Below are 13221 nucleotides of genomic sequence, written 5' to 3'. Positions count from 1 at the left end.
CCATGCCCTCAAGTGCGTTGCGCGTAATTCGTCTCGACCCACTTGCGATATTCGCCCGATACGACATCGTCAACCCAAGCCTGATTGTCGAGATACCAGCGTACCGTCTTCGCCAGCCCCGTCTCGAACGTCTCCACCGGCTTCCACCCCAGTTCGCGTTCGAGCTTGTGCGCGTCGATCGCATAGCGGCGATCGTGGCCCGGACGATCCGTCACGTAGGTGATCTGGTCACGATAGGAGCCTGCCCCCTTCGGACGCGCGCTGTCGAGCAGGTCGCACAGCGTATGCACGACGTCGAGATTCTTCTTCTCGTTCCAGCCGCCGATGTTATACGTCTCGCCCGGGACGCCGCGCGCAAGTATCTCGCGGATGGCACTGCAATGATCGCCGACATACAGCCAGTCGCGCACGTTCTGGCCGTCGCCGTAGATCGGCAGCGGCTTGCCCGCAAGCGCGTTCGCAATCATCAGCGGAATCAGCTTCTCGGGGAACTGATAGGGGCCATAGTTGTTCGAGCAGTTCGTCGTCAGCGTCGGGAGGCCGTACGTATGGTGATAGGCACGCACCAGGTGATCGGAGCCGGCCTTTGTCGCCGAGTACGGGCTGTTCGGCGCATATGGTGTCGCTTCGGAGAATTGCGGATCGGTCGCGGACAGCGAGCCGAATACCTCGTCGGTCGACACATGCAGGAAGCGGAATTCGGCCTTGTCGACATCACGCAGCCCGCTCCAGTGCGCGCGCGCCGCGTCAAGCAGCGTAAACGTGCCGACGACATTGGTCTGCACGAAATCGGCGGGGCCATGGATCGAACGGTCAACGTGGCTTTCGGCGGCGAAGTGCACGACCGCACGCGGCTTGTGTTCGGCAAACAGTGCGTCGAGCGCGGCGCGATCGCAAATATCGACACGCGCAAATACGTGCTTCGGATCATCAATCAGCGACTGCAGCGTGCGCAGATTGCCCGCATAGGTCAGCTTGTCGACATTGAGCACGGGTTCGTCGTGGTGGTGTAGCCAGTCGAGAACGAAGTTGGCACCGATAAAACCCGCACCGCCCGTCACCAGAATCATGGGACTCCCTCTAGAAATGTGCGGCACGCCCGGTCGGGGCGCTCGTCGCATGACATATCACGGGTGGCAACGCCCGAGCCTCGTCAGGCCCGGATTTTAACCGGTCACCATGAGCGTCAATGTCACGAAGTGCTAATTTTTGCGAGAAAATGCAATGATAGGAAATTGCATCAAGCAAAATTCATGCCTGCAACAAATTGATACAACGATCGTAAAAAATCGATCGGCTGAAGCGACGCCAAGATCGCGCACGATGGAGCGTTGTCTGTTCTACCAAGCCACCAACGTGTCTCTTACCCACTCACTCGGAATGAACTGCGATGCAGGAAAATCTGGCGACTCAGAGCATTCCGGCACGGAGCGAACAAGCCGCGATCGTGTCCGGCCCGCACTCCCCCTATCATTGTCGCGCCCCACTATGGGCCGCGGCACTCGCCGCTGTGAGTAGGAAATGGGCCCAGGTCGCTGTCGAACGTCTGTTGCTTGCTCACTGTCTTTGGCCGGCCCTGATCAGTATGCGGGGGGACGGCGTCAGGACCGCTGCCACGCTCCTGACCTCGGTTGCCCACAAAGTCTTCAGCCGCCCATCGACCTAAGCCGACCCGTGCTCCCCGTTGCCCGACACTTAGGCCCGTCGAGCCGCGGCGAGCATCCTCCGAGCGCGGAAACAAGGTGCTCAAGCGCACCTCGCCCCAGCCGCCTTCTCGGCATTGCGAGACGGCGCCTCGCGGGCTGACCACGCCCACCAGATCCAACAGGGCAACCATCACAATCAAGCGCTCATCGCACTCTCGTTATGGAACACGACTGTCCGGCAAGTGTCACCTGCTAAAGTCGCTCCATCCAGTTTCGATAGGCCGATGCACGCGTCAGAAAGTATGGCCGAATCGCGTAGCCCAAGGTATCGAAAACTCTTCGATGCCTTCGGTAGATACGAATGGCATCTTGCGGGACAATCAAACGTCGCCAGAGCCCTGGGCTTCCCTGCCATCCGTGCCGGTTCGGCGTCGCACGCATCTTCTCGAGACTGAGGTGCGCCAGCCAGGGAACGACGTCCTGTGCACTACCCCCTAATGCAGCGATCTGATTGCCAAGCACCACTTCAGGGTTCGCAACGGCATCTTCGTATCGAAGACGAAGCACATCGGGATCGTTCCACCATTGATAGGTGATCGAAAGCAGATCTTCGGCACCCATGCTGAGAGCGTACTCGAGAAACTCGGCCGAGGACGGGCTGGCGCTCGCCAGCTCCGCAGGCAATTTCACATTCCCCTCAAGCCATCGGCTCGTTCCCGGTTCGTATCGAATGTAGTGCAGCGCCGATACAAGAACGTCGAGTGGATGTCTTGCTACCGTCAATATCCGAAATTGATTCGCGCGAAGCCAAGCTTGAAAGTTCGGCTCGCGATACCAATGGATCTGAAGGAAGCACCTCGGCGGTAAAACAGCCGGAGCATCGAGATAATTGTGAACTGCGATCTCCTGCATGGACAGTGCGCCTGCGAGCGTTGATCTGATCCATGAATTACCGCTCCGCGGGGAACTCACCACCGCGATACGCAAAATTTCGCTAGATGGGCAATCCTGAGCGTTGGTGGACAAACTATCTCCTGTAACTCGCATATACATTCCAGATAACGAAAGGTCTCACGCAGCCGCCTCAATCGGCGATGTCCCTTCCTCACCCATTCTGCCGCACGGCGGAGCAATGACAGCGGAAGTCATGGCTCTAGCCCCGAAAATTGCGTCGCGCCGATCCCAACGCTTGTATCGCTGGCCCGTGCTGGAATCACACGCCTGACAGCATCCGACAATCCGCCGATAGGCCGTACCGATTCGACCGACCGGCGACACATCTTACGGTTTTCCGTCAGCCCCAGCGCGCTTCACGCCCCGTAGGCCTTGCGGCTCAAAACGTGAAGCAGGCATTCAGTGACGTGCGGCCTCTGCCTCTTCAGCGGAACAAAAAACGAGTTCAATGTCCGGATTCATGTACGACACTGCTGTCGAAACGTTGCTCACAATGTGGAGAAGCACATTGCAATGTGCCATGGTCATCGCGTCGCGAATGACCTCCCAAGCCATCCTGATGTTCCAGTTATCAGGATTTGCAGCGACCAAGTGCTGTACCTGAAAGCCTTCTGCGCGACGCTCCTCTGCCCCCAACTGGTCGTAGCGTGCGTCTTCAGCCTCGGTCGTTCGACGGACATCCTCATAGCAAAAAACCTTGTCGCCAAATTCTCTCTTGAAGACATTAATTACTCGATCCTGATCCGTCGCGAGGAATACCGCCCAGTCTGCAGAATCCTCTTCGAATCCGCGAGCATCGATCTGGCGCCTGATCCCATCTATATATGATTGAATGTGTGCAATTTTTCCGCCCGGCTGCTCGATCACGTGACTCGGATGCTTGACGTGCGCCGCGATCATAAATTTCCCGGCAAAGTTCGCCCGGAATTCGTCCAATTCACGCTGGTATGGAGCGCGCAAATGCACATGATCCTTGAACGCCTTGTTGTATTGTGAGCGAATACGAGAAAATTGGCCGCTCTTATACAATTTATACGCATGGACATAGGTAAGTTGCGGCTCACGTTCGTGATTGAACACCGCAACAGGCGGACGCCCCTTGGTGTACAAAAAGCTCTCGTCGTCCATATCTGCGTCGCTGAGGCCGTAGAGCGGCTCGAACAGCTTGGACCACACATTTCCCTCGCTCGGGCGCCCATAGCAAAAGCTCATGAATTGAGCCGTACCCAAGCGCTTGATCATGCGATCCACGTTCCAGTCCGGCAAGACCATATGACACCGCTTGTCACGCTGGTCCCACACCAAATGGCTCATGAATGCATTGAAGACCGAGAAGAAGCCGCCGTCATGAGACTGCACAACGGTACGATCAACACCAGGAAGTGATGCAGAACGATGCCCCAGAAGGCGCTCCACGGTCGCTGGCAATTCGGCCGGCAATCGGGCGAAGCGTGAACCGCATTGCCGGGGCCGAAATGACCGAAGCTTGGTATCGATCAACTCACCGTAATTCAGCTCCAGATTGGTAAAACTGAACTCGGCAGCGAGTTGGCGTCGCGCGCGTACCGTCGTCGCGCTTATGCCAGACGAAACGTATTCAAAAGCGCCTGTGAGCGCCGCGCTGATATCGTCGATGTCCGCGGCAAATTGCCGACCGACGACAAGGTTGTCGATTTCCGGATAACGCGCCGGCATCGCAATAGTAGCCGGTATAGCAAAGACGCCAGGCGTCGAAACTAGATCGTTATGTCCCCCGACGGCCGTTATTGCGAGTACTTTCCCCAATGCCAGAGCTTCTCGCGGCCCAATGGAATATCCTTCACCGCGAGAGCAATTCACGAAGACATCACAACCCTCGATCAGTGCATTTTTCTCTTGATCAGTCAGGGGAGCACAACTGATGACAATATTCGTGGCTTTTCTAGAGTCGACCAGATTCTTGACGCGCTCAAAGCTTGAGCCGATAGCTAGATTCGAATGTATCGTGAGCTCCACGTCCTGTCGATCACCGAAAGCACGAATGAACCCCTCAACAAGACCCTCGACACCTTTACGCGCGTGAAATGCGGCAATCGAACAGAATTTGATCTTGCCATTCGACGATGCTCGATAAGGGCGACTCAACAGCCCTTCAATGTCCAAGGCGAGCGGCAGTGTACCCACCCCTATCTCGACGCCCGATCTCCGAGCCACACCCTCCAAGTGATGGCTCATGAAGAGCGCAAAATCGAAGTGCTCGTTAAGCACTTTGACCCATTGAGACGGTAGTTCATCGGAGTCGTAGGCGATATGAGCAAATCGCAATGCACCCGGCGGAACCAGGGTGTAATTCAAATCATATGCACCGTTCCATAGCACGTCCGCATAGAAGACAACCTTCGCCTGCGAAAGATCGGCGCAAACAGGAATCACCGTCCCATTCGGCAGTACGATTTCGCGCTCTGCACGGAAATGCGGCTCGGTCGGAAAAATGGAAACATCATAAAATCGGCTCAACATCTCACACGCCGCATAAGTCACAGCGCCAATTCCAGTGCCGAAAGTACAGCGACCAATGATGCAAATCGAATTCGATACCAAAATTTGCTCCATTAATACTAGGATCGGCGTTGCATCATGCGCTTTATACATCGCAGCGGACCGGTCAATTTCCACGATGTACTCTGAAGCACCGCGTGCAGTGCGGCCGACACGCGCTCCTCTTGCAAGCGGAGCGTACCGACCATGTGCTCAAACTCGTCGACCTTCCCCTGCAAGCGTCCGCTTTCCTGGTTCACCCACGCAACATGTCTGGCTGACTCGTCGACCCTTTCCTGCAAGCGCACTCTTTCCTGGCTCAGCCACGCAGCATGTCTGGATGATTCGAATAGTTCCTGGTAGGCGGCGTCGCGCTCGGCGCTGAGCGCTTGTCCGGACTTTTCATTTTCGGTCAATCGGACGCGCAACTCGGCCAATTGGATCCGATGGTTCTCAAGATCTCCCTCGCTTGCCGCAAGCCGCACCTTGAGTTGATCGATCCCGTCGTGCGAGATCTCGGGATTCTTCATGACGCAATCTTGGCTTGCGTCTTCCAAAATAACTTGCGACGCCTGCTCGCCGTGCGCCTGATTAGTCATGTTGTGATATGCGCCCTTCAACCGTACCTCTAACTCTTCTCGTGCGCCCTTTTCCAAAAGCCATCCCTCATGAGCCTGCTGCAACTGCCGCTGCAATTCAGCGAGTTGCCGCTCCAAATCCGTCGCACGCCGAATCATGTCGGACTCCGATGCCCGAACAAATCCGTCAAACCAGTTTGGCGGAACCATAAAGGCGTGCTTCAATTCGTCCATTTTTTCCGCTGACACATAGAAGCGATTCAGGCCATCGAAATAAACGAAATGATATTTCGCTTCCAGCAAAAGAACTTCCCAACCTTCATGGGACGGAATTTGGGAATTCGGCTCCGTAGCCTCGACCAGGATGATCCAGGGACGAAAGGTATTGAAATCGGCACTCGCCAGCACCTCTCTTTCGTTACCCTCCACATCGATTTTGAGAAAATGGACTGGCTTCTCGCCGACATATGTCTCGCATATATCGCGCAATGTCGTGACCGCCACTGTTACCTGGCTGATGTCCCAGTTCGCGTCCCTATACTCTTCCGCGAGTTTTGGAATACCCGTCGAAATCCCGTTACCGCCATCCACTGCGAAATACCGGGCGACCGTCTGCCTGTTCTCCACGGCGACTTGTAGATTGACGTCTTGAGGTCGCGCCCGAGCCAGCCTCTCGAACGGCCCCGGCATTGGCTCGATGTTGATGCCACGCCAGCCACGTTCGTAGAATGCTGCCGTTACCGAATCTGCATACGGTTCGGCAGCGCCGACATCTATGTAGAATCCGCGATCGACTTTAGCGAGCGCGCGCCGGAGCATCACATCTTCATAGTTCTGCGCGTACGATACAAATTTCATCGATCAAACAACTCGAATGACCACACGTTAGAGAGATGGTGTGCCGCCTCTTTACGCGCAAACACACCAGGGGCAATACCATCCAATTACTTTCTGGCTGACTCAACGTTCTTGCAGTACCAGTCGTAAGTAATCGCCAACGCTTCGTCGAACGAGAATCGTGGCTTGAATCCCAACGCCGTCAGACGCGAGATATCGTATGCTCGCAGCTTTTGGCCATCTGGCTTTGTCGCATCCCATTCCACGTTGCCGCTGAAGCCGGAAATCTGGCAAAGCGTGTCGACCGTATGCCGAATCGTATACGATTGACCGGTCGCCAAATTGATTGCGCCGGTGTGTTTTTCGGCGATAAGGCGAAGCGCGTATGCGGCGTCGCCACTGAAGAGAAAGTCCCGTTCCGCCTTCCCGGACCCCCAGACGGAAATGGGCTGCCCTAGAACAGACGCACGATAGAACTTCGACACAAGAGATGGAATGACATGCCCGAATTTCTCGTCGAATTTGTCATGCGGACCAAAGAGATTGGTGGATACGCAAAATGCGTAGTCCATTCCGTATTGATCTTTGTAGGCCTCCAGTTGCGCAAGCATACCGCGCTTGCTGTGTGCGTACGGAGCCTCGGAATGATGCGGCGCCCCAACCCAGATTTCTTCCTCCGACATCGGGAGACGCACTTGATCAGAGTAAATGGCTGTCGAGCCCATGGCGACAAACTTCTTACAGCCTGTCTGACGCGCAGCCTCGACTACGTTGGTGTTGATCCGAACGTTGTCCAGATACGCGATACCTCGATTGGACATATTCCCCATGATGCCGTACACCCGAGCCGCCATATGGAAAACTATAGTCGGGCGCAATTCATTGAACATTGCTTCAGTCGCGTTTTGATCTCTAAGATCAACGTCGCTGCTCGTGATTGCGACGACGTTCGAGTACCCCGAATCCGCCAATTCCTGCTTTAATGCGTGACCGATCACTCCACCGGCGCCCGTGATCAAGACCCGCTCTTCAGATTCCGCCATTCCTAAACTCTCCAAATTTTTACCAGTTGCTTTCCTGTCAAACGCTTCGCGACCGCAATCGAGTTCAACATTGGAAGAGCACACGGTGTCGCAAACGTCACAATCCGCAACAATTATACAGACACTACCCTACCTGCTACCCTGAACCTACGAAGGAGGCGACGGCAAGTGTGATGGGCCGCGGGGTCCTCAACGCAACTGCTCGCGCGCGGCGACTGGACCAAGAGGACGAGGTCGTCACGCTCCAAAGACGGAGGTAAGCTGCGGGAGTGGATCGCCGGCCACGAGCATGACTCAGCACTTGTACATGTAGACAATTTCGGGTATGCCGCGCGCGCCTTGTCCCGGTTGTCCTCGCGAGCCTGCCGTGGACGCGTAATGATAAAGCTCCATAAATTACGCCCATAAGTTTCAACAGCCTCTGTCGCGCACGAAAAGGCACAATTCAATGTCGTTGAAAGCGGCTGTCGGATTCAGATCGCCGAACCCGCACACATCCCTCATCAGTCGCTTTCCGGATCTGCCGAAAGACCGCGGTTACGCCCCTCCAAAGCACCCATTCGCGGCGATACAGTCGGAGTACCCATAACGCGGCGGCAGCGGGATCCCAGGTCGGCCGCCATCGACGGTCACATTGTCAGTGCTGAACAATTGAACGGTCGCTCGTCGCGAGGCACACGGATCCGAGTCTGGCTCACGAGCGATTTGACATGCGCAATCTTGACCGAATCGTCCGCTTCGTTACCGACGGTAACGATTTCATGGCCGGGGAAATGCGTCCTCGCTACAACGCTGTCGATGCCAGCACCGGTCGGCCGCAAACCGCGTCAGGATGGTCTGACTCATGAGAGGTGGCACGGGCTGGCTGCTTCGGCTAGCGGACACGGCAGTTTCACCCCGTCTATTCGACGGCGCCCAGATGCCACGCCATACGAAATGCGGCTTAACACGCGCCGCCCTCCTTGACGCCTGGCCTCGCATCGGCTAGCGAAACACTCGCGACCGGCACGCGTCGCCAATACAGTACGCCGGGGAATATTGACGGATGCCGGCGGCGCCGAACTGCTCGATGAATCACAACTCAATGCACCAATCCTGCCGAGTTTGAAGCCGACATGGAATCCGCCCCCTCTCCACGAGCCTCTTGTGAAGCGCGCCCGAACGGCAAAATATGCTTTCCGAATAGAAGAGATGCGAGTCCCAAGCACATTCGAAATACCAGTCGTTACGAACACCAAACGCGTCGATCCGGTCTTCGTCGGAGTAGATGATGCAAACGTGCGGCTTTAGCCACAATTGCGGAGGACGTACGTCGAATGGATGAACAGCACCGCATTAATCGGCCCACGCATGCCGTCGGGCGAACTATGGCGGCACCACTCTGCGATTCGGCTGCGCACGTATCGGTCGCATGCTCTCGGCAGGATCGACAACTGTCCGGGAAACGCGAGCCGTGCGCCGCCGACATCAGGTTGCCCTGTGACGCAGACGTCGTTATCAGCAACGCAGGGAAATGAGGCAGAAAAAGCTGAACGAGGTAACCTGGCACCGCACTCCATCAATGATCACGCGCTGAAAACACGCTGCGCGCGCAACGAATACGTCGTCGCCCTCGGCATATCACGCGTCGGCGACGGCTCCGGAACCGCCGCGCGGGTGGTTTGCGCAGGCGGCGCGCCGTCGAAACCTATGATCTTGTGCGTACCCCGGAAGTGAATCGCTCAGATATCGGGCAATTCGCTGCTCCAAGCGCAGACGCCGGACAGCATGGTCAACCTTACATGATAAGACGCAGGCAGCCGATCGACTCGGCACAGAGCCGGCTCGTCACCGGACATCTTTTCGCCGTGCTGCAAATCCTGCACGAAATCATGCAGCCCCCTAGCCGGTCGACGCGTTCAGCCTGTCGTCGCCTCATACTCCGACACGACTTCTTCCGTCGGCCCGAAAGCGCGTACACGACCACGCTCCATCCAAAGCACCTTGTTGCATACTTTGCGGATTTCGGAGTTCGAGTGCATCGCCAGCACGACGATTTCGGCCCGGCTATGAAGATCGGCCAATCGCGCTTCCGCCTTGTGCATGAACGACGCATCACCGACGCCCATCACTTCGTCGAGCAACAGGATTTCGGCATCGACTGCAGTGGACACTGCAAACGCGAGCCGCACCTTCATCCCGCTGGAATACGTACGAATCGGCAGGTCCAGATAATCACCGAGTTCGCAGAACTCAGCGATTTCGCGCTGCTTCTCCCGAATCTCCGCATCTGACATGCCGAGCAACAGCCCTCTGAGCCGAATGTTCTGCATGCCGGTCGAGTTCTCGTCCATGCCGAGGCCGATATCGAGGAGCGGCACCACGCTTCCTTCACGCAACAACTGGCCAGACGATGGCGGATAGATGCCCGCCATCGCACGAAGCAATGTCGATTTCCCTGCCCCGTTGTGTCCGATCAGCCCAACGCGGTCGCCACGCTCGAAACGGAAACTCACTTCGTCCAGCGCGCGCACGACGATCACACCGTCGTTGCCCTCGGCGATCCTGTTGCGGCGCCCCATGTTGAGCACCTGCTTCTTGAGCGAACGCCCTTGCACGTCGAAGATCGGCAAATCGAGCGTTACGCTCTGTAATTCGATAAACGCCATATCGTTTCTCTCAGACCCAGTACGGAATACGCTTCAGATAACGTCCGGTCATCAACAGGGCGACAGGCCATCCAATCGCTGCCATTCCGACCGTGATCGCCCAGGTCAATTCACTGGGCATCTGTCCGATAAGCGGGCCACGCACGAGGTCGATCAGATACGCAAGCGGATTCCACTGGACAATGAAAGAGAAGCGATTAAGCGCATCGGGGCGGAAAATGATCGGCGTCACGTAGAACGCGACCTGAAGCAATGCGCTCACGATCTGCGGCAGATCGCGAAAGCGCGCCGACAGCAGGCCCACCACCATCGCGATCCATGTGGCGTTCAGCACATACACCAGCAGCGCCGGAATGAATACTGGCAACGTCTCCCAACTTTTCACGCCGTAGATCGCCAGCAGCGCGATGACGATCACGAAGTTGTGGGTAAGGACGATCAAGTTTCGCCACACGACCTGCAGGATATAGATCAGTTTCGGCGTGGCCATTTGCCGGATATAGGGCGCGCTGTTGATGTACGCGACGCTGCCTTCCACGATCGTCGTCGAGAATAAACCCCACAGCACGATGCTGGCAGCAAGAAACGGCAGGTATTCGTTGATTTTCTGGCCGAACAACGTGCCGTAAACGACACCTAACGACGAAATCATCACACCCATACTGATTGTGAGCCAGAACGGCCCCAGGCGCGAACGCGCATAGCGTTGCCGAATTTCGAGCCAGCCGAGCAAGGTCCACAACCGCCACGCCGTGATGCTTTTCTTTAGGTCCGCAAGTGAAAGGGTCAGCATGCAAGCTTTCAAAAATGAAGGAATAGGGGCGTCAGACAGAATTGTCGACTATGTCAGCGCGCCCTGGCACGTTATCGAGTCGATGCCTGGCCCACTACAAATGGGGCAGGCATGACCACGAATCCGGATCATTTGGCGTCCCTGCAGTACAAGACAAGCACGCCGCGAACGTTGCCATGCGGCAGATCGCAAGGGGGAACAACCATCCGAGCCGCCTCAGGCCCGGCATTTTACCCGGTCGCCATGCCCGCCAGAGTCATCTGATGGTAATTTTCGCGCGGGAACGGCAAATTATATGAAGCCGCCGGATGCAAAAGCCACGTTGCTAACAACTTGAAACAGCGACGCCGACCCGTGCTTGGTGGCCAAAGCGCGGGCATGGTGAATTTATTAGTGTCGGATGAAAATTTTCGCGTAGCCTCCGGGAACGAACTTTTGCTACCGTATGCTCGACTCCCGAACACCCACGAACCCATGCCCCATCCCCCCCTCGCCATCGGCGACATCCAAGGCTGTCATTCCGCTTTCCAGTCGCTGCTCGACCAGCTCTCCCCCCCCGCCGACACGCCCCTCTGGATCGCCGGCGACGTCGTCAACCGCGGCCCGGGCTCCCTCGCCGCGCTGCGCGCGGTCGTCGATCTCGGCCCGCGCGCGACCGTCGTGCTCGGCAATCACGACCTCCACCTGCTCGCGGTTTCCGCTGGCCTGCGCACCGAACGCCCCGGCGACACGATCGGCGAGATCCTCGACGCCCCCGACGCCGAAGCCCTGCTCGACTGGGTCCGCCACCGCCCGTTCGTGCATGTCGAAGACGAAAAGCTGCTCGTCCACGCCGGCGTGCTACCGCAATGGGACGCCACGCTCGCGCTCGAACTCGCGGACGAACTCCAGCGCGCACTCCGCGCCCCCGACTGGCGCGACACGCTGCAAGGCCTGTACGGCAACGAACCCAATCAATGGAACCCGAACCTGAAAAAACGTGACCGGATGCGTGTCGCGTTCAACGCGTTCACGCGCCTGCGCTTCTGCACGCCCGACGGCGCGATGGAGTTCAAGGCGAACGGCGGCCCCGACAGTGCGCCGCCCGGCTACCTGCCGTGGTTCGACGTGCCGGGGCGCCGCACCGCGGACGTGACGGTCGTGTTCGGACACTGGGCCGCGCTCGGCCTGATGCTGCGCGACAACGTCGTCGCGCTCGATTCGGGATGCGTATGGGGAAACCAGTTGTCGGCCGTACGGCTGACGGCCGATCCGGCACAGCGCACGGTCACGCAGGTGCAGTGCGAAGCGTGCCGCTCGCCGGGCGGCGAGTGACGGCAGGCTGATTCACGCGCCCGCCGGTGCATCAGCCCTCGCGCCCCGGCACGGGTGCGTCGGCTGCAGCATCGCCCGCCGCGTCTGCGCCGAGTTCAGTCGCCGGATACGCATGCTTCTGCAGCTCGGCGAGCGACTCGGCCGTCGGCTTGCCGACCTTCTCCTGCAGCGTCGCCAGCGCGGCGGCGATCGCGTCGCGCGCCGCCGCGGACGTCGCCCGCCGGTCGCCGCCCGGCGCGATCGGCTCGCACACGTACAGATGCGCGACGAGCGGCCCGCCGCGTAGCACCATGTCGAGCGACTTGCCGAGCGACAACTCGCCCGTATAGGCCGGCGCGACCGACTGCCGCCCGTGCGCGTCCTCGTACATCAGGCAGATCGGCTGCACCGCGCAGCCGGCCGATACCGCGGCCTGGAACAGGTTCGCATGAAATGGCAGCAGATCCTGGCCGTCGGACGTCGTCCCTTCCGGAAACACGCACATCACACCGCCGGTGCGCAGGCGCTCGGCCATCTCGTGCATGATCCGCATCGCCTCGGTGCGCTTCTCGCGCTGCAGGAATACGGTGTCGAGCTTCTCGGCGAGCCAGCCGACGACCGGCCACTGCCGCACCTCCGCCTTCGACACGAACGGCGTCGGCCGCCACGCGTTGACCGCATAGATGTCGAGCCACGACACGTGATTGCCCACGACGAGCGCGCTCGCGTCGAGCCGCGCGCCGTCGTTGTGGACGACGAGGCGCATCCCGCAGATGCGCAGCATCTTGACCGACCAGCGGCGTATCAGCTCCGCGCGGCGCGCGGGCGTGACGTGCGAAAAACGCAGCGCGACGATCGCCATGCCGCGCAGCAGATGAAAGACGAGACGCAGCTTGCGAAGAGCGGTCATGG

General features: G+C 58.2%; 9 protein-coding genes. 1 reads left to right on the top strand and 8 read right to left on the bottom strand.

Going from position 1 to position 13221, the window contains the following annotated elements; translation table 11 throughout:
* Positions 1–8 precede the first annotated feature (8 nt).
* The 7 genes from rfbB to JYG37_RS06205 form a co-directional block, all read right to left on the bottom strand.
* Positions 9–1070, bottom strand: a complete 1062-nt coding sequence (gene rfbB / locus JYG37_RS06235) for a dTDP-glucose 4,6-dehydratase (protein WP_213346084.1) — start codon at positions 1068–1070, stop codon at positions 9–11.
* An 828-nt stretch (positions 1071–1898) separates the two neighbouring features.
* On the bottom strand, positions 1899–2672 hold the full coding sequence (locus tag JYG37_RS06230) for a sulfotransferase domain-containing protein (protein WP_185723024.1): 774 nt from the start codon (positions 2670–2672) through the stop codon (positions 1899–1901).
* Between the two features lie 327 nt (positions 2673–2999).
* A complete protein-coding gene (locus tag JYG37_RS06225) occupies positions 3000–5255 on the bottom strand; it encodes a glycosyltransferase (protein WP_249746028.1) in 2256 nt (751 codons plus the stop codon).
* Complete coding sequence (locus JYG37_RS06220) at positions 5198–6553, bottom strand: FkbM family methyltransferase (protein WP_124630629.1); 1356 nt, start codon at positions 6551–6553, stop codon at positions 5198–5200. The genes JYG37_RS06225 and JYG37_RS06220 overlap by 58 nt, the downstream gene beginning before the upstream one ends.
* Before the next feature lie 86 nt (positions 6554–6639).
* Positions 6640–7575 carry a GDP-L-fucose synthase family protein gene (locus tag JYG37_RS06215; protein WP_059574204.1) on the bottom strand — a complete coding sequence of 312 codons (936 nt, stop codon included), beginning with the start codon at positions 7573–7575 and terminating at the stop codon, positions 6640–6642.
* A gap of 1898 nt (positions 7576–9473) precedes the next feature.
* The gene (locus JYG37_RS06210; protein ID WP_059574205.1) at positions 9474–10223 is read right to left on the bottom strand and encodes an ABC transporter ATP-binding protein; all 750 of its coding nucleotides are present in this window, start codon (positions 10221–10223) and stop codon (positions 9474–9476) included.
* Positions 10224–10233: 10 nt separating this feature from the next.
* Entirely contained in the window at positions 10234–11016 is a 783-nt protein-coding gene (locus JYG37_RS06205; RefSeq protein ID WP_124630628.1) for an ABC transporter permease, read from the bottom strand.
* Between the two features lie 474 nt (positions 11017–11490).
* Here JYG37_RS06205 and JYG37_RS06200 point away from each other — a divergent pair, with 474 nt between their 5' ends.
* Positions 11491–12330, top strand: coding sequence for a symmetrical bis(5'-nucleosyl)-tetraphosphatase (locus tag JYG37_RS06200; protein WP_213345939.1), 840 nt, complete (start codon positions 11491–11493; stop codon positions 12328–12330).
* Positions 12331–12361: 31 nt separating this feature from the next.
* On the opposite strand, the gene JYG37_RS06195 is transcribed toward JYG37_RS06200, so the two are convergent.
* Positions 12362–13219, bottom strand: a complete 858-nt coding sequence (locus JYG37_RS06195; protein WP_050011685.1) for a lysophospholipid acyltransferase family protein — start codon at positions 13217–13219, stop codon at positions 12362–12364.
* Positions 13220–13221: the final 2 nt, after the last annotated feature.

The organism is Burkholderia sp. LAS2 (genome assembly GCF_018417615.1).
GTDB classification, from domain to species: Bacteria; Pseudomonadota; Gammaproteobacteria; order Burkholderiales; family Burkholderiaceae; genus Burkholderia; species Burkholderia sola.
This window is presented reverse-complemented; position numbering and strand designations above follow the sequence as displayed.